The sequence below is a fragment of the Rhizobium aethiopicum genome, from assembly GCF_900094625.1.
Taxonomy (GTDB): domain Bacteria; phylum Pseudomonadota; class Alphaproteobacteria; order Rhizobiales; family Rhizobiaceae; genus Rhizobium; species Rhizobium aethiopicum.
Genome location: NZ_FMAJ01000017.1, coordinates 1 through 16,624, shown reverse-complemented (window position 1 = coordinate 16,624; position 16,624 = coordinate 1). Strand labels below are relative to the sequence as shown.

Annotated in this window: 13 protein-coding genes and 2 pseudogenes; 4 read left to right on the top strand and 11 right to left on the bottom strand. The window is 61.2% G+C overall.

Features of this window, described 5'->3' with window-relative positions:
* Positions 1-6: 6 nt before the first annotated feature.
* The 4 genes and pseudogenes from GA0061105_RS26465 to GA0061105_RS26450 form a co-directional block, all read right to left on the bottom strand.
* Positions 7-508, bottom strand: a pseudogene (locus GA0061105_RS26465) (hypothetical protein).
* 171 nt (positions 509-679) lie between these two features.
* Positions 680-2,500 carry an ABC-F family ATP-binding cassette domain-containing protein gene (locus tag GA0061105_RS26460; RefSeq protein ID WP_092753796.1) on the bottom strand — a complete coding sequence of 607 codons (1,821 nt, stop codon included), beginning with the start codon at positions 2,498-2,500 and terminating at the stop codon, positions 680-682.
* 3 nt (positions 2,501-2,503) lie between these two features.
* The gene (locus tag GA0061105_RS26455; protein WP_064696474.1) at positions 2,504-3,154 is read right to left on the bottom strand and encodes a thiamine diphosphokinase; all 651 of its coding nucleotides are present in this window, start codon (positions 3,152-3,154) and stop codon (positions 2,504-2,506) included.
* Between the two features lie 66 nt (positions 3,155-3,220).
* Complete coding sequence (locus GA0061105_RS26450) at positions 3,221-3,745, bottom strand: MarR family winged helix-turn-helix transcriptional regulator (RefSeq protein WP_092753794.1); 525 nt, start codon at positions 3,743-3,745, stop codon at positions 3,221-3,223.
* Between the two features lie 111 nt (positions 3,746-3,856).
* Here GA0061105_RS26450 and GA0061105_RS26445 point away from each other — a divergent pair, with 111 nt between their 5' ends.
* Both GA0061105_RS26445 and GA0061105_RS26440 read left to right on the top strand, forming a co-directional pair.
* Positions 3,857-5,395 carry an MDR family MFS transporter gene (locus GA0061105_RS26445; protein WP_092753793.1) on the top strand — a complete coding sequence of 513 codons (1,539 nt, stop codon included), beginning with the start codon at positions 3,857-3,859 and terminating at the stop codon, positions 5,393-5,395.
* 382 nt (positions 5,396-5,777) lie between these two features.
* The gene (locus tag GA0061105_RS26440) at positions 5,778-7,322 is read left to right on the top strand and encodes a M48 family metalloprotease (RefSeq protein WP_092753791.1); all 1,545 of its coding nucleotides are present in this window, start codon (positions 5,778-5,780) and stop codon (positions 7,320-7,322) included.
* A 51-nt stretch (positions 7,323-7,373) separates the two neighbouring features.
* Here the strand turns inward: GA0061105_RS26440 and GA0061105_RS26435 are convergent, their stop codons facing one another.
* From GA0061105_RS26435 to GA0061105_RS26415, 5 genes are all read right to left on the bottom strand, one after another.
* Positions 7,374-8,237 (bottom strand): RNA polymerase factor sigma-32, encoded by an 864-nt coding sequence (locus tag GA0061105_RS26435; RefSeq protein WP_038692797.1) that lies wholly within the window; start codon positions 8,235-8,237, stop codon positions 7,374-7,376.
* Positions 8,238-8,614: 377 nt separating this feature from the next.
* On the bottom strand, positions 8,615-9,187 hold the full coding sequence (locus GA0061105_RS26430) for a CarD family transcriptional regulator (RefSeq protein ID WP_064696478.1): 573 nt from the start codon (positions 9,185-9,187) through the stop codon (positions 8,615-8,617).
* A gap of 394 nt (positions 9,188-9,581) precedes the next feature.
* On the bottom strand, positions 9,582-9,920 hold the full coding sequence (fdxA, locus tag GA0061105_RS26425) for a ferredoxin FdxA (protein WP_049733327.1): 339 nt from the start codon (positions 9,918-9,920) through the stop codon (positions 9,582-9,584).
* Between the two features lie 194 nt (positions 9,921-10,114).
* On the bottom strand, positions 10,115-10,519 hold the full coding sequence (locus GA0061105_RS26420; protein WP_064696479.1) for an RNA-binding S4 domain-containing protein: 405 nt from the start codon (positions 10,517-10,519) through the stop codon (positions 10,115-10,117).
* Between the two features lie 2 nt (positions 10,520-10,521).
* A complete protein-coding gene (locus GA0061105_RS26415) occupies positions 10,522-13,743 on the bottom strand; it encodes a helicase-related protein (RefSeq protein WP_092753789.1) in 3,222 nt (1,073 codons plus the stop codon).
* Between the two features lie 806 nt (positions 13,744-14,549).
* On the opposite strand from GA0061105_RS26415, the gene GA0061105_RS26410 reads away from it, so the two are divergent.
* Both GA0061105_RS26410 and GA0061105_RS26405 read left to right on the top strand, forming a co-directional pair.
* Positions 14,550-14,705 (top strand): DUF3309 family protein, encoded by a 156-nt coding sequence (locus GA0061105_RS26410; protein WP_003543790.1) that lies wholly within the window; start codon positions 14,550-14,552, stop codon positions 14,703-14,705.
* A 26-nt stretch (positions 14,706-14,731) separates the two neighbouring features.
* Positions 14,732-14,989 carry a YMGG-like glycine zipper-containing protein gene (locus GA0061105_RS26405; RefSeq protein WP_064696481.1) on the top strand — a complete coding sequence of 86 codons (258 nt, stop codon included), beginning with the start codon at positions 14,732-14,734 and terminating at the stop codon, positions 14,987-14,989.
* A gap of 481 nt (positions 14,990-15,470) precedes the next feature.
* Here GA0061105_RS26405 and phbB read toward each other — a convergent pair whose 3' ends face one another.
* Together phbB and GA0061105_RS26395 are read right to left on the bottom strand one after the other, a co-directional pair.
* Complete coding sequence (gene phbB, locus GA0061105_RS26400) at positions 15,471-16,196, bottom strand: beta-ketoacyl-ACP reductase (RefSeq protein ID WP_092753787.1); 726 nt, start codon at positions 16,194-16,196, stop codon at positions 15,471-15,473.
* Positions 16,197-16,264: 68 nt separating this feature from the next.
* Positions 16,265-16,624: pseudogene (locus GA0061105_RS26395) on the bottom strand (acetyl-CoA C-acetyltransferase); the annotation flags it as partial.

Here is a 16,624-nt window from a genome sequence, read left to right as displayed (position 1 = left end):
ACCCGGTCACATCGGCGACACGATGCCGTTGAGGCCGACGGCGACCTCGTCGGCCGAAATGCTGTCGTCTGCCGCTTTTTCACCGGTGATGATGACGCCAGCGCCGGTTTTCAGATCGTCTTCGGTTGCAGGCGCCAAGGTCACGATCGGCGTTGCATCGGCGATCGTGATGGTTTTTTCCTTGCCCTGATAGGTAAGCAAGATCGTGGCCGTCGACGGATTTGACGGCGTTGCTGACGGTCGCGTTGGTCATCTGGCTGTTCGGGGCGCATCCCAGGGCGATTTCCCTCGCCCGTTCCCTTCATCGACGCCGGAGAGATCAGCACTTCGATCGCCCCGTCCGGGCCGCTGCCCTTCGGAAGCGAAGCGACGCCGACGAAATCGCCGGGTTTGATATCCTCGACCGAATGCGTTCACCGTCCTGCCCCTGCGCGGCCTGCGAGAAGGCCAGCGCGACAAAGCCGCCGGCAAGGGCTTTGAAAAGAAGGGAATAAGGCTTGCGAGACATATGACTTTCCTTGTCGCCACCGCGATCGGCATTATCCCTGCAGCGCCGCGCGTTTTTTCAGACCCGCAAGGAGCGCTGTAACGCTTGGATCTGCTGCCGGACGACACCTTATGCCGGCTGGGAATACACTGGCCAACCAAGGAAAGGTGAGCCGTTGAGCCCCGGCAAAACTCAGCCTTCCAGCTCTTCCCGCAGCATTTCGAGCTCCAGCCACTCCTCCTCCATCTTTGTCAGGCCGGTGCGTAGCTTCTCCATCTCCGCGGCAAGCCGGGTGAAGGCTGCAGGGTCGCGCGTGAACAGATTGGGGTCGGCCATCACCTGTTCGCGCTTGGCGATCTCGGCTTCGGCCTTGGCCATCTCCTTCGGCAGGTTGTCCAGCGCGAATTTCTGCTTGAACGACAGCTTGCCTTTCGAGCTTCCGGTGGACGGCGCCGCTTCCTGCGCCTTCGGTTTCTCCGCCGCCTTCTCGGCTTTCCTACGCTCTTCGATCGCGCCTTTGCGCTGCGCCAGCATATCCGTGTAGCCGCCGGCATATTCGATCCATCGGCCGTCGGGCGCATCCGGCACGGCGGGGGCGATCGTCGAGGTTACGGTGCGGTCGAGGAAGTCGCGATCGTGGCTGACGAGGATGACGGTGCCGGGAAAGCCGGCGACGACTTCCTGCAAGAGGTCGAGCGTCTCGATATCGAGATCGTTTGTGGGTTCGTCGAGGATCAGGAGATTTGCCGGACGGGAAAGGATGCGCGCCAGCATCAGCCGGGCGCGCTCGCCGCCCGAGAGGCTTTTGATCGGCGTGCGCGCCTGTTCCGGCTGGAACAGGAATTCCTTCATGTAGCCGGTGACATGGCGCTGCTCGCCGTTGACGAGCAGGTTTTCGCCGCGCCCGTCCGTCAGGTAGTTGGCGAGCGTATCCTCGGGGTCGAGATCCTCGCGCTTCTGGTCGAGTGTGGCGATCTCCAGATTGGTGCCGAGCTTGATCGTGCCGCTATCAGGGGAAAGTTGCCCGGTCAGCATCTTCAGCAGCGTCGTCTTGCCGGCGCCGTTCGGCCCGACCAGACCGATGCAGTCGCCGCGATGCACGCGGATCGAGAACGGCGTAACGATCGGCCGATCGCCGAAACTCTTGGTGATCTTCTCGGCCTCGATCACCAGCTTGCCGGATTCCTGTGCGTCCGAAACCGTCGCCTGCACCGTGCCCTGCGGTCCCTTGTGGCCGCGATACTGCGAACGCATCGTCTGCAGCTCGCCGAGGCGGCGCATATTGCGTTTGCGCCGCGCCGTGACGCCGTAACGCAGCCAATGTTCCTCGCGCTCGATCGCCTTTCCGAGCTTGTGCTGTTCCAGTTCCTCGGCCTCCAGCACCTGGTCGCGCCAGGCTTCGAAATGCCCGAAACTCCTGTCGAGCCGGCGCGAGGTGCCGCGGTCGAGCCAGACGGTTGCCGTCGAGACCTTTTCGAGGAAGCGCCGGTCGTGAGAGATCAGCACAAGGGCGCTGCGCGTCTTCTGCAGCTCGCCTTCCAGCCATTCGATGGTCGGCAGGTCGAGATGGTTGGTCGGCTCGTCGAGCAGAAGAATGTCGGGCTCCGGCGCCAGCACGCGGGCAAGGGCGGCCCGGCGCGATTCGCCGCCGGAAAGGGTGTTCGGATCTTCCTCGCCGATGAGGCCGAGATGGGACAGGAGATAGGCAACGCGATAGGGATCGTCGCCCGGTCCCAGCCCAGCCTCGGCATAGGCCTGTACGGTGCTGAAGTCGGCAAAATCCGGTGCCTGTTCGAGATAGCGCACCGTCGAGGACGGATGGCGGAAGACCTCGCCGGACTGCGCCTCGACCATGCCGGCGGCAATCTTCAACAGCGTCGATTTTCCAGAGCCGTTGCGCCCGACCAGGCAGATCTTGTCGCCGGGCTCGACCTGCAGGGAAGCGCCCGCCAGCAGCGGTGCGCCGCCAAAGCTCAGGAAAATATCGTCGAGTTTCAGAATGGGAGGGGCCAAAAATCAGACTCCGGAAAGATCATAGGGTCGGGCAAGCACGATCGCCCGGCCGCTTTTGAGCGAAAAGCGAACCTTGCCTTCCGCGACGTTGGAAATGGTGCGCGACGAGCCGAAAGGCAGCTGGAAATCTGCGAGCGGATAACGCGCATTCTCGATGGAAAGCCCCTTCAGCTCGCTGAAGCCGGGGACGGAAAACAGGCTGCCTTTGGGAAGGTCCAACTCGATCGTGCCGGCAAGCAGCGGCACCGCCTCTTCCTTGCCAGAGGTCAGCAGCACGTCGAAACCCTCTTCGGCCAGGGCAACGGCCGATAGCAGGTGCTGAAGCGCGTGGTCGGAGCGTTCGCCGGCGAGCGCGCCCGCCAGGATGAGCCGGCGCGCGCCTCGGGTGACCGCTTCCGATATCGCGATTTCGCCGTCCGTCGCCGCCTTCGCTGCGGGATAAGGCTGCTTGAGCACGCCGGGAAATTCACCTTCGAGATCGGCCGGCGTCGAATCGAAATCGCCGACCCAGAGTTCCGGCGTGACACCAAGTGCGGCCGCATGCCGCATGCCGCCATCGGCCGCGATGAAACGGCTGCCGCTAATGGCATGGCGGAGGCGCTCCGTCAGGCTGAGTTCGCCGCCGAGCAGAATGGTGAAGGTGGAGTGGCTCATGGGCACTGCCCTTAGCGCAAACGGGGGGGCGAGGGGAAGGGGCACCGATGGATCGGCGCCTTCATCTCAACCCGGCGTATCCTTGTCGCGCGACAGGAAAATGGCCTCGTAACCGCCGATGAAGCGCTCGAAGAGCGTCGCGAAGCGCTCGATATCCGCCGCTGGCCACTCGGAGACGATCTCGGAGATGATGGCCATTTTCTGCGCGTGGATCTCGGCAAGCAACGCCTGACCGACGTCGGTGATGACGACGACGATCCGCCGTGCATCGGCCTGCGAGGCCTCACGGCGCAGCACGTTGCGCCCGACCATCTCGGCCACCACTCGGCTTGCCCGCGACGGATCGATGCGCAACATCTCTGCGATCATGCCGACGGTGACCTCGCCGACAGCCTCAGCCCGCCTCACGGCGTCAAGCACGTCGAGATGAGAAAGTTCAAGGCCCGGCGCAGCACTCTGGATTGCAAGCCTGCCGATAAGCCGTCGCCCGGTCATCAGACGCATGCGCGCCATGCTTCGGCCGATACGGGGCAGATTCTCGTCGTCCGGCTCTGCCTTGTTGGACAGGATCTTCGTCAGAGTTTCATTCATACCGGAATCATAACAGAGCCGGGGCCAAAATTGAACATGCCGACGGCATTTGTGTGCCATTGACAATTACATGCTGATAGCACATAAATGGATGAACCCGGAATATAGCTCATGGACATGCAACCCGCGCCTGCGCCGCTCGTGACGGATCCTCGTCGCCGGCTTATCCTCTTCTTCTTTCTGATGACCGCCATGTTCATGGCGACGCTTGACAATCAGATCGTCTCCACAGCGCTGCCGACGATCGTCGGCGAGTTCGGCCATCTCGAACGGTTCGGCTGGATCGGCTCGGCTTACCTCCTGGCGCTCAGCGCCGTTATGCCGCTCTACGGCAAGCTCGGCGACCTCTTCGGCCGCAAATATGTGATGATGACGGCGATTGCGATCTTCACGGTCGGCTCGGCAGTCTGCGGCCTTGCGGTCTCGATGAATACGCTGATCGCTGCCCGCGTGCTGCAGGGCCTTGGCGGTGGCGGCATCATGGTATCGATCTTTGCCGTGAACGCCGATCTGTTCGAGCCGCGCGAGCGGGCGCGCTACCAAAGCTATTCCAGCCTCGTGCTGATGGCTTCCGGCGCGATCGGCCCGGTGCTCGGCGGAACGATGAGCGATCTCTTCGGCTGGCGCTCGATCTTCCTCGTCAATGTGCCGATCGGTTTCATCGTACTCTGCGGCCTTGCCTTCATGCTACCCTACCGCAAACCGCATCGACGCCCGAAGATCGATTATGCCGGCGCGCTGCTGCTCGCGCTGACGGTAACGAGCATCGTGCTTGCCACCGACAGCAGCGAATTGTTCGGCTCATTGATCTCCCCACAGAGTGCGGGGATCGTTGCCTTCGGCGTCGTTTGCGCCGTGGCGTGGGTGTTCGTCGAGCGCCGCGCGCCGGAGCCCATCGTTCCCCTGCAGCTCTTCCGCAATTCGGCCTTCTGCCTGCTCCTGGTGATATCTGTCATGGGCGGCGCCATCGCCATCGGCATGGTCAACTATTTCGCTCTCTTCCTGCAGACGACGACCGGCCTTTCACCGTCGGCCGCCGGCCTTCTCTTCATTCTGCTGACCGGCGGCCTCGTCTGCGGATCTTTGTCCGCCGGCCGCATCATCTCAATAACCGGCCGCTACAAACCCTTCGCCATTGCAAGCCTCACCTGCAGCGCCATTGCCTTTGCGCTGATGTCGCAGGTCCACGCGGGAACGCCGATCGCCTTCATCGGCGCGATTATGATGCTGCATGGCATCGGCATCGGTCTTGCGCAGCAGGTTCCCGTCATCGGCGTGCAGAATGCCGCACCAGCCCGCGACGTCGGCGCAGCAACCGGTGCCGTGACGCTGTCGCGCATGGGAGGCGCTTCAATCGCCATTTCCATCTATGGGGCGATCATTGCTTCCGGGCTCGGCAAGGTCGGCGCTCCCATTCCGGGTGTTGCCGATATTGAGCAGCTGACGCCGAAGATGATGGCTGCCCTTCCCGAGGCGAGCCGATGGGCCGTCGCAGATATCTATACCGCCGCCTTTTCGCCCCTGTTCATGACCTCTTGCGCCATTGCCCTGACTGGCCTTGCCGCCGCCATGATGCTGAAGCCCGTGCAGCTGCCCCACGCCGGCGAAGCCAAGCAACCGCCACCGGCGACGGCTGAAGGGGCCGAATAGCCTGGCAGCATAAACGCTTTATCAACAGGCGTTTGCTCATGACATTTGTAATCACAAGTTGCGACTTTCCCGCCATACTGTCGTTTTCCAGCCGGTTGCTTCAATCACGCCGTTCTTTTTCCGCGCCGCCGACAAATCTCCGCGTCATGACGGAATTTTCGCCATAATTTCATCCGAGCGAAGAGAGGCCCCGATCCTGAGGCTTGCCAAAATGCAACGGCGCCACAATTATACAGAGTCTCGCTATGCAACCGATGCGTAAATCAGCTACAGCAACGACTTGTATCGGCCTAGCGTGTAGCGCGAGATCAAGGGTGCGCACCTGTTGAGTTCCCCTTGCCAAGGCCGGTCCCGATCTGCGGCAAACCGGCAAAACAGCGACATGATGCGGAGAACCAGACTGGACAGCTTGACGACGTGGAAATCGCCCGCGCTTTCCAGTGATGCCATCTGCGTGACGCGCCGCTTCGCCCGTCGCCTCATGCTGCTTTCAGCCGTCGCAATGGCGCTGAACGGGTGTCAATCGCTGATCGAACAATCCTACCAGCCGAGCATCTCGCCTTCTTCCAATCCGCAGATCGTCGACGAGGTGCAGAAGAACGACCCGCGTGCTGCGATGGGCGCCCGCGAGCATCCGCGTATCGTGGCAAGCTACGGCGGTGAATATAAGGATGCCAAGACCGAGCGCCTTGTCGCCCGCATCGCCGGAGCGCTGACAGCGGTGTCGGAGAATCCAAGCCAGTCCTACCGGATCACCATACTGAACTCGCCGGCAATCAACGCCTTTGCGCTGCCCGGCGGTTACCTCTACGTCACCCGCGGCCTGCTCGCCCTTGCCAACGACGCTTCCGAGGTCGCAGCCGTCTTGTCGCACGAGATGGGCCACGTGACGGCCAACCACGGTATCGAGCGGCAGAAGCGCGAAGAAGCCGAGGTCATCGCCAGCCGCGTCGTGGCGGAAGTCCTCTCAAGCGATATCGCCGGCAAGCAGGCACTTGCCCGCGGCAAGCTGCGGCTCGCCGCCTTCTCCCGCCAGCAGGAGCTGCAGGCCGATGTCATCGGCGTGCGCATGCTCGGCGAAGCCGGCTACGACCCCTATGCCGCCGCTCGTTTCCTCGATTCCATGGCGGCCTACAGCCGCTTCATGTCGGTCGACCCCGAAGCCGACCAGAGCCTCGACTTCCTGTCGAGCCATCCGAATTCCGCGCAACGGATAGAGCTTGCCCGCACACACGCGCGCGCCTTCGGCCAGGAAGGCTCGGTCGGCGACAAGGGCCGCGACTATTATCTCGACGGCATAGACGGCCTGCTCTACGGCGATAGCCCGGAAGAAGGTTATGTGCGCGGCCAGACCTTCCTGCACGGCGGCCTCGGTATACGTTTCGACGTGCCGCCGGACTTCAAGATCGACAATAAGGTCGAAGCGGTCATGGCAACCGGCCCGAATGATACCGCCGTTCGCTTTGACGGCGTTGCCGACAGCCAGAATCAGAGCCTCACCAACTATATCTCCAGCGGCTGGGTGACCGGCCTCGATCCGTCGACGATTCAGCCGATCACCATCAACGGCATGGAAGCGGTCACCGCGCGCGCAAGCGCCGACCGCTGGGATTTCGACGTCACCGTCATCCGCAACAATTCGCAGATTTTCCGTTTCCTGACCGCCGTCCCGAAAGGCAGCGTTGCCCTAGAGCCGACAGCCAACGTCCTGCGGGCAAGTTTCCGACGGATGACGCCGGCAGAGACGGCCTCGCTGAAGCCGTTGCGCATCCGCGTTGTCACCGTCCGGCCGGGCGAGAATATATCGACCCTAGCCGCTCGCATGATGGGCACCGACCGAAAGCTCGACCTTTTCAAGCTGATTAATGCCCTGCCCACGGGTGCGGCCGTTTCCCCTGGCGATCGCGTCAAGATCATCGCCGAATAAAAAAGCCCGGCTTGCGCCGGGCCAGTCGGTGCTGCTGGAGGGTAAGCAAGTTCAAGCGTAGGCGGCCATATGCGGGTCGGCGCTGACCAGCGCGGTGCGAAGCTTTTCCATCGCCCGGCTTTCGATCTGGCGCACACGCTCCTTGGAAATGCCGAGATCGGCGCCGAGCTCTTCGAGCGTGGCGCCGTCTTCCGCCAGGCGCCTTGCGCTAATGATCTTCATCTCGCGTTCGTTGAGGTGTTTCAGCGCCGAGGCGAGCCAGACGCGGCGGCGCTCGCCGTCGATCATATTGGAAACCTGCTCGTCCGGTAGCGGATCGTCGCTGACGAGAAAATCCATTTTCTCGGCGCTTTCGGCATCGCCGGAGACCGAAGGCGCCTGCAGTGAAGCGTCGTTGCCGGAAAGCCTGGCATCCATGGTCTGCACATCGGCGAGACTGACCCCGAGGGCGGCGGCGATTTCCTGATGAATGGACTGCAGCGTCAGTTGCGTATCGCCCTTGGCGAGCTTGGCGCGCAGGCGACGCAGATTGAAGAACAGCGCCTTCTGCGCCGAGCTTGTGCCACCGCGCACGATTGACCAGTTGCGCAGGATATAGTCCTGGATCGAGGCTCTGATCCACCAACTGGCATAGGTCGAGAAGCGCACGTCGCGTTCCGGTTCGAACCGGGCGGCGGCCTCAAGCAGGCCGACATAGCCTTCCTGCACGAGGTCGCTCATCGGCAGACCGAAATTGCGGAACTTGCCGGCCATGGAGATCACCAGGCGCATATGCGCCATGGCGATTTGGTTGCGTGCACCGCGATCGTCGTGATCTTTCCAGCGGGTGGCGAGATCATGCTCTTCCTGACGGGCGAGATAGGGGGCGGCCATCGCGATTTTGATCATGCGCCGATCTGCAGACATGTTCTTCATTTCGATCTCCCAAAACAGGCCTTCGCCCTAAAAATGGACAATAAAACTCACCTTCCGGAACATCGCTGTCCGGACTGAAAGAGGTTCCGAATGCATAAAAGCCTCACCCCTGGACTTTTCAGGGGGAGGCCCTATCTCTCGTCATGTGCCGCTAAGACGGCTGGATTGGACCTGTTTCTTCACGTTGCCGGACGGGCAATATTGAATAGGCATGATCCGCTCCTCATCGAATACTGATGGAATAGCAGTTCGCCCGACGAGCAAGCGCCCGGCGAGCAGTCCGCAATTACGTGTGGTAAACGCGGCAGTGCGGAAAAAGTTCCAATAAAAAACCCGGCGCAATGGCCGGGTTTTTTAATAGGAAAAACAGGGTCGCTTTACGCGGCTTCGTCCTGCGTATCGTCTTCTTCGATGGCCTTGCCGCGCTTCGGGCCCTTGTTGAGGTTGGTCTCGACGAGGCGGACGGCTTCGGTTTCCGACATCTTGTTGACAGCGGCGATTTCGCGCGCCATGCGATCGAGTGCAGCCTCGTAGAGCTGGCGTTCGGAATAGGACTGCTCGGGCTGGTTCTCCGCACGGTAGAGATCGCGCACCACCTCAGCGATGGAAATCAGATCACCGGAATTGATCTTGGCATCATATTCCTGGGCACGGCGGGACCACATGGTGCGCTTGACGCGCGCCTTGCCCTGCACAACCTTCAACGCGCGATCGACGAAGTCCGTTTCCGAAAGCTTGCGCATGCCGATGCTCATCGCCTTAGCGACCGGAACCTTCAGGCGCATCTTGTCCTTCTCGAAATCGATAACGAAAAGTTCGAGCTTCATGCCGGCAACTTCTTGCTCTTCGATAGCGGTGATGGTACCGACGCCGTGAGCGGGGTAGACGATCGATTCACCGGTCTTAAAGCCGTGACGTGCTGTAGAAGGTTTTTTCTGCTGAGTCGTCATTCTATCCAAAAACTCCCTGTTACGCTTCCGGCGGCGGCCGGAGCCGGGTCAGTCAGGCCCGGTTGAGACGGTTGCATCCGTCGGGTGACTTCACTCTGGTCCCATCAGGCAAAAGCAAAGACTTCTTGCGCGCGATCTGGGAGACCCGGCGCTCAAAGCGTTGATATGTCACGGAAACCGCGTACGGATTTGATTTGCTTTCGTGATGGTTTTGGGCATGCGTCATGCCACAAATGGAACAGTACGCGAAACCTATCATAAAAATATGAGGAAATCAATAATTTGCTTCGCATGAGCCATGCGGGCAACACAGGTCACCCATAGCACACACGCAGGATTTAAAACGTTTCACCGCGCAACGGCATGCATGCGGCTATTAGATCAGGCAGCCATCCTAATCGCCGGAACCGGGCTTTTCAGAGAAATATTTCTCGAATTTTCCGGTCTCGCCGTCCATTTCCTTGGCTTCCGGCAGAGGGTCCTTCTTGACCGTGATGTTCGGCCAGATGCTGGCATATTCGGTGTTGATCTTCAGCCATTTATCGAGGCCCGGCTCGGTATCCGGCTTGATCGCCTCGGCGGGACATTCGGGCTCGCAGACGCCGCAATCGATGCATTCGTCGGGATGGATGACGAGGAAATTCTCGCCCTCGTAAAAGCAGTCGACAGGGCAGACTTCCACGCAATCGGTGTATTTGCACTTGATGCAATTGTCGGTCACGACATAGGTCATGAAGAACTCCAGGATTTCCATGCGAATGGGGCCGGGCAACCTGGAACGTCGCGCCTATCCCCGTGCCGGACGAAAAGCGTGGGCAGGCTTGGGGGGCAAGCACGCTTCCGGCAGGTTGTCAGTGACGTATCGGCTTTAGCACCGGATTTCAAGGATAAACGATCTGTAAAAGCCGTCGCCGCAGACAGAGTTTTCTAATCCTCGTCCGACATCAGCCTGTCGATTGCACGCCTTTCCTTTTTTGTCGGACGGCCGGTGCCGGTCGCGCGGATCGCTTGCTCGTATGGTGTGAGACGTTTTGTCTCGTCCGGCGGCGGAGATTGGTCATCGTAGAGCAGGCGGGCCTCCTCGTAGGGTCCCCGCCTCTCCCCGGCCAGACGCACGATGAGAACGACGTCGCGCCGCTCCAGCGTCAGCTCGATACGGTCGCCCGGCTTGACCATCTGGCTCGGATGGCTGCAGCGCTCGCCGTTGATGCGCACGTGCCCCGACTGGACATGGCTTTGAGCCAGCGAGCGCGACTTCAGCATGCGCGTGAAGAACAGCCACTTGTCGATGCGCTGGCGCGAACCGCTTGCCGGCTGTGTCTCCCCGCCCATGATTACTTCTTCATCTGTTCCTTGAGGGCTGCGAGCTTGGCGAAAGGCGAATCCGGATCGATCGGCTTCTCCTTGCGCGGCGGCTTGGCCTCGAAGCGCAGCGGCTGGACGCCGCGATTGCTGTTGCGGTCGTTGCGGTCGTTGCGGTCATTGCGATCGTTGCGTTCACCGCGGTCCTTCCGATCGCCGCGATCCTGTCGATCACCGCGCGGCTGGTCCTTGCGCTCGCCCCTTGCCTGCTGCGGCCTGCCGCCGTCGCGGCCGCCACCGTCCTTGCCGCGGTTGTGGCGGTTGTCGCGCCCGTCGCCGCGATTGCCTTCACCACCTTCACCGCCGCCCGGACGGCGATTGCGCTCGCCGCGTTCCTGATTCTGGCCGCCCCGGCGTTCGCCGTGGCCGCCACGTGCCTGGCGATGATTGTCGTTGCGGCCACCCAGACGCCACAGAAGAACCGGCTTCGGTTCCGACGGCTCGCCGGCTTCGCCAGAAGCGGATAGCCCTTCAGCGGGGGTGGATGTGGCTTCATCGGCGGCGGACGCTTCCGCAGGAGCGGATGTTGCGACCGCCTCATCAGCAGCATGGCTCTCGATCGTTTCTGCCGGCGTCTCGGCAACTGCCGCCTCGCTTGCCGAAGCCTCGGAACCAGTCTCTTCGGCCGCTGCGTCGGCATCGTCGTGATCGGCTTTTTCGGTTGCCTCGTCCGTGGTCGTTTCCACGGCGGCAGCAGGCGCCGAAGCTGCGTCCTGCGCTGCAAGATGGGCCGAAGCCTCTTCCGCCTTCACGGCATCGGCGCGATAGCCGAGGCCCTTCAGGATCTCTTCCATGTCCTCGAGCGTCGCACCGAGGATAGACAGCATCGCCGTCGTAGTCGTGAAGCGGCGGCCGTCATAGGCGCCCTCCGGACGATTGTTCTGACCGGGCTTCCATTGCAGCAGCGGACGGATGATATCGGCAAGGCGCTCCAGAATGTCGATGCGCACGGCCCGCTTGCCAAGGAAACGGAAGCCGGCGAGCTTGTAGAACATCCGCTCGAAGCTCGGATCGGTGACCACCGAGGTGCGGCCGGCTGCAAGCACCGGGATGAGATCGCCGTAGCCCGGCTTGTCGAGACCGTCGTTCTTCAACGCCCAGAGCAGCGTGATCAGTTCGGCGGGTGCCGGCTTCAAGAGGGCCGGAACGAAGATATGATAGGCCCCGAAACGCACGCCGTAGCGGCGCATAGAGGCGCGGGCCTCCTGATCCAGCGACTTCACCTCTTCGGTCACGTCACGCCGGAAGAGCACGCCGAGATTCTCGACGAGCTGGAAGGCGAGCCCCTTGGCAAGGCCCTGCAGGTCCTCGGCGCGCGACAGATCGTCGAGCGGCTTCAATATCGTGCTGATATGATGATTGACGAAACGTTCGATGCGGGCGGCGACGTGATCGCGGGCATTGCCCGTCAACTGCTCGTCGGCGAGCAGAATCACGCGCGGACGCATGACGTGGTCGCTGCCCGAAAGCCGCGCCACCGGATCGCCGAGCCAACGGATCAACCCATCCGAGCCGATCGCCAGGTCGCTGTTTCCGGCAGCATGCATCCGGGCGGCGCGGGCTTCAAATTCGAGCGCGAGCGCCTTCTGCGACGCAGCCTGAACCGCCTTGCCATCCGGCCCGTCCGTTCCCGCCACCGGCGTGAAACGGAATCCGCTCAATTGCCCTACATGATGTCCTTCAACGAAGACATCGCCATTCACACTGATTTCAGCTTCCAGCATCGCATTCTCTCTCAGGCGCTTCATGAGCACAGATGTCCTGCGATCAACAAAGCGTTTCGTCAACCTTTCATGTAACGCGTCGGACAATCGGTCTTCGATTTCCCGCGTCTTTTCCTGCCAGTGTGTCGGATCGGCAAGCCAGCCGGGCCGATTCGAAACATAGGTCCAGGTCCTTATCTGCGCGATTCGCGCCGAAAGCGTGTCAATTTCCCCATCTGTCCGATCGGAGCGATGAACCTGCTCCGCCAGAAACTGCTCGTTCACCGTGCCATAGCGGACGAGATCGGAAAAGAGGGTCGATATAAGATCGGCATGTTGTGCCGGAGTGATACGCCGGTAGTCCGGAAGAGCGCAAGCCTCCCAGAGTTTTTCGACGCGAGCCGGCCTGTCGGCCAGATCGACGACTTCGGGATAGCGCGAAAGCTGCTCCAGCGCCTGTTGGTCGACTGCAGGCAGCGCCCGCGTCAGCCCCGGCACGCGCGGTCCCGCCTCGAGGCTGGCGCGAAGCGACTGGATCGAGGAAAAGTCCATCTCCGTCGTTCGCCACTGCAAGACTTTGACATTGTCGAATTCATGCCCTTCGATACGCTGCACCAGCTCATCGTCGAAGGGGGAGACCTGCCCGGTGACACCAAAGGTTCCGTCGCGCACGTGCCGCCCCGCCCGCCCGGCGATCTGGCCAAGTTCGCCCGGATTGAGGTTGCGGAACTGATAGCCGTCGAATTTCCGGTCCTGGGCGAAGGCGACGTGATCGACATCCAGATTGAGGCCCATGCCGATCGCATCGGTCGCCACCAGATATTCGACGTCACCCTCCTGATAGAGCGCGACCTGTGCATTGCGGGTGCGCGGGCTGAGCGCCCCCAGCACGACCGCAGCGCCGCCGCGCTGCCGGCGGATGAGTTCGGCTATGGCGTAGACCTCGTCGGCGGAAAAGGCGACGATGGCCGAGCGCTGCGGCAGCCGGGTGATCTTCTTCTGGCCGGCGTAAAGGAGATGCGAAAGCCGCGGCCGCTCGACGATGGTGATGCCTGGCAGGATATGCTGCAGGATCGGACGCATCGTCCCTGCACCCAGCAGCAGCGTTTCATCACGGCCGCGAAGATGCAAAATGCGGTCGGTAAAGATATGGCCGCGCTCGAGATCGCCGGCCAGCTGCACCTCGTCGATTGCGACGAAGGCGGCCTTGGTCTCCCGCGGCATCGCCTCGACCGTGCAGACGGAAAAACGGGCATTGGGTGGCGAAATTTTTTCTTCGCCGGTGACCAGCGCCACGTTCTGCAAACCGACCTTCTCCACCACCCGGGTATAGACCTCGCGCGCCAAAAGCCTGAGCGGCAGGCCGATCACGCCGGTCCCATGCGCGACCATGCGCTCGATGGCATAATGGGTCTTGCCGGTATTGGTTGGTCCGAGCACCGCGGTCACACCGCGCCCGCTCAGAATCATCGGCTGCGAAGTCAGAGTCATGGTCCATGCAAGTGAGGCAGGCAGCCCCAGGAAAACTTTTACCTCTCGACGAAGGCACAGAACACATGGACAGCTGCCGCCGCAAACGCAAGGGCAGATTTCAAAATGGGCGGGGGATTACGACCTTTACGAGTCGTCCAGAACCTCCGCATTTCCGATTCGGAACAGCGTGAGAACGAATCGGACACGAATCGCTGACTCCCGACGATTCAGCTTTTGTTCACGGCTAACTATTGATTTTGAATCACTTTTTCCCACTAAATGCTGAATCGGGAGACTCTCTCCCGTTCGCATTTTCGTCCGTTTGCCGGTTGGTCAGCCGTGCGTTTTCTGCCAAGTCAAAATCGGCTCAAATTAACCTGTCGACCAAAGCCGGAACGAATCGGAGACGAATCGCCGACTGGACCGATTTCACCTTTTGTTCACGACCATATGTGGTGGGGGCATCATCTCCCACTGCTAGATGCAGGGCAGGTGCCACGCCCTTGCGGCTGATGTGTCACGCAGGCGTTAATCTTCCGGTTGCGAATTTCACATACCGTTAAGCCAGGTCCACTTGCGGATCGGACCGATCAAAAACGGAACGAATCACCGACGAATCGGAGACATTGGGTTCTTCCCGCTTTGTTCATCGCAAGATATTGTATTTAAATGTTTCTTTAACCATATTTGCGATTTGGCCGGGCTGACGGATCGCAAACCATGAATCGTGGCGCGCCACAATTCGCGAGCTTAACCGGGAACAAAAATCGCCAATGCGTGTTTCTTGTCCATTCAGATTGCGGATGAAATGAAGGAAACACACCATGCTTGGCACGATACTTCTCGTTATCCTCATTCTGCTCTTGATCGGAGCCTTGCCGAATTGGGGTTATAGCCGTGGCTGGGGCTATGGACCTTCCGGCGGTTTGGGGCTAGTTCTCGTCATTATCATTATCCTTGTACTAATGGGCCGCATCTAAGGCCCGACAACCTGGGGAGTTACGACATGATGAAGAAGATTGTTCTTATCGGCGCGCTCGTGGGCGCTCTCGCATCCTGCACGGCGACCGAGCAGGGCACGGCGATCGGCGCCGGCACCGGTGCGGTCATCGGCGGCGCCGTCACCAACAGCTGGGGTGGTGCCGCAGTCGGCGCTGTTGCCGGCGGTTTGACCGGCGCGCTGATCGGCCAGTCGGTCGAACGCCGCGGCTACTGCATCTATCGCGACCGCTACGGGCGCCGCTATGAGGCCCGTTGCCGCTAACCGGCAGAAGCATATCGGACTCCCAAACGGGCGCTTTGGCGCCCGTTTTTTCTTGCCAGCCGCCCCGTCAACGTGACGTTGACGATGGGTCGCGAAAGTCAAACCTATCCCTGATCGCGGCGCGGGCCCATATTCCCAATGAGCGCAAGGGCGAGCAAGCGCCACCCGGGGCAGCAGAACTGCCGGCGCATCGGAAGGAACGCTTTCATGGTACAGATTCTTCTCAATTCCGCCGTCGCCGTTCTGGTCGGATCGGCTATCCTGACAAGCACGATCTCAGCGCTTCTTGGTGACGATCGCTCACTGCAGCGAGTGCCGGTCAAGATCCGGGTACCGCGGGGTCGGAACGATGGCGGCCGCTTCAGACTTTTAAAATAGTTCACGATTCCCTGGGCATCGATACCCCGGACACCGCCTCAAACAGCAATAGCGCGTCCCTCAGGACGCGCTATTTCGCGTAAATCGATGCATTCTCGTTGCGCTAAACGAAGAACTGCCCGCCATTGGCCGTCAGCGTCGAACCGGTGATGAAGCCGGCATCGTCGGAAACGAGGAAGGTCACGCAACGCGCAATCTCTTCCGGTTCGCCGAGACGACCGACCGGTATCTGCGGAATGATGCGCTCGTTCAACACTTTCTCCGGCACGGCAAGCACCATTTCCGTTCCGATATAGCCGGGGCAGATGGCGTTGACGGTGATGTTTTTCGCCGCCCCTTCCTGGGCAAGCGCCTTGGTAAAACCGAGATCGCCCGCCTTGGCCGCCGAATAGTTCGCCTGACCCATCTGGCCCTTCTGGCCGTTGATCGACGAGATGTTGACGATGCGGCCAAAGCCGCGGTCGCGCATGCCGCTCCAGACCCGATGCGTCATGTTGAACAAGCCGGTCAGATTGGTGTTGATCACCTCATGCCACTGCTGCGGTGTCATCTTGTGGAACATCGCGTCGCGGGTAATGCCGGCATTGTTGACGAGGATTTCGACCGCCCCGATCTCGCTCTCGACCCTGGTGATCCCTTCACCACAAGCAGCGTAGTCCGAAACGTCCCATTTGAACACCGCGACACCGGTGGCGTCGTGGAAGGCCTGAGCCTTCTCGTCATTGCCGGCATAGGTGGCCGCAACCCTATATCCGGCATTTTTCAGCGCCATGGAAATTGCTGCGCCGATGCCGCGTGTACCACCGGTGACCAGGGCCACTCTGCTCATGTTCCGCTCCCCCTTGTGTTTTCGCCCGCTCGTGGCGGTATTTCAATCAATGACGAATTCTGTGCTATTCAGAACGCCTCAAAGCACATGGCGACGCCCATGCCGCCGCCGATGCACAGGGTGGCGAGGCCCTTCTTCGCACCGCGGCGCTTCATTTCGAACAGCAGCGTGTTGAGAACCCGAGCGCCGGAGGCGCCGATCGGATGGCCGATGGCAATCGCGCCGCCATTGACGTTGACGATCGAGGGATCCCAGCCGAGATCCTTGGTGACGGCGCAGGCCTGTGCCGCAAAGGCTTCGTTGGCTTCGACCAGATCGAGATCGCCGACCGACCAGCCGGCCTTCTCGAGCGCCTTGCGCGACGCCGGAATCGGGCCGGTGCCCATGATCGAAGGATCGACGCCCGCCGTTGCCCAGGAAACGATGCG

Bases quoted from the DNA above. Each gene is read 5' to 3' on its own strand.
- GA0061105_RS26455 (WP_064696474.1), bottom strand. From the start codon at position 3,154: ATGAGCCACTCCACCTTCACCATTCTGCTCGGCGGCGAACTCAGCCTG.
- GA0061105_RS26450 (WP_092753794.1), bottom strand. From the start codon at position 3,745: ATGAATGAAACTCTGACGAAGATCCTGTCCAACAAGGCAGAGCCGGAC.
- GA0061105_RS26445 (WP_092753793.1), top strand. From the start codon at position 3,857: ATGGACATGCAACCCGCGCCTGCGCCGCTCGTGACGGATCCTCGTCGC.
- GA0061105_RS26440 (WP_092753791.1), top strand. From the start codon at position 5,778: ATGATGCGGAGAACCAGACTGGACAGCTTGACGACGTGGAAATCGCCC.
- GA0061105_RS26435 (WP_038692797.1), bottom strand. From the start codon at position 8,237: ATGAAGAACATGTCTGCAGATCGGCGCATGATCAAAATCGCGATGGCC.
- GA0061105_RS26430 (WP_064696478.1), bottom strand. From the start codon at position 9,187: ATGACGACTCAGCAGAAAAAACCTTCTACAGCACGTCACGGCTTTAAG.
- fdxA (WP_049733327.1), bottom strand. From the start codon at position 9,920: ATGACCTATGTCGTGACCGACAATTGCATCAAGTGCAAATACACCGAT.
- GA0061105_RS26420 (WP_064696479.1), bottom strand. From the start codon at position 10,519: ATGGGCGGGGAGACACAGCCGGCAAGCGGTTCGCGCCAGCGCATCGAC.
- GA0061105_RS26415 (WP_092753789.1), bottom strand. From the start codon at position 13,743: ATGACTCTGACTTCGCAGCCGATGATTCTGAGCGGGCGCGGTGTGACC.
- GA0061105_RS26410 (WP_003543790.1), top strand. From the start codon at position 14,550: ATGCTTGGCACGATACTTCTCGTTATCCTCATTCTGCTCTTGATCGGA.
- GA0061105_RS26405 (WP_064696481.1), top strand. From the start codon at position 14,732: ATGATGAAGAAGATTGTTCTTATCGGCGCGCTCGTGGGCGCTCTCGCA.
- phbB (WP_092753787.1), bottom strand. From the start codon at position 16,196: ATGAGCAGAGTGGCCCTGGTCACCGGTGGTACACGCGGCATCGGCGCA.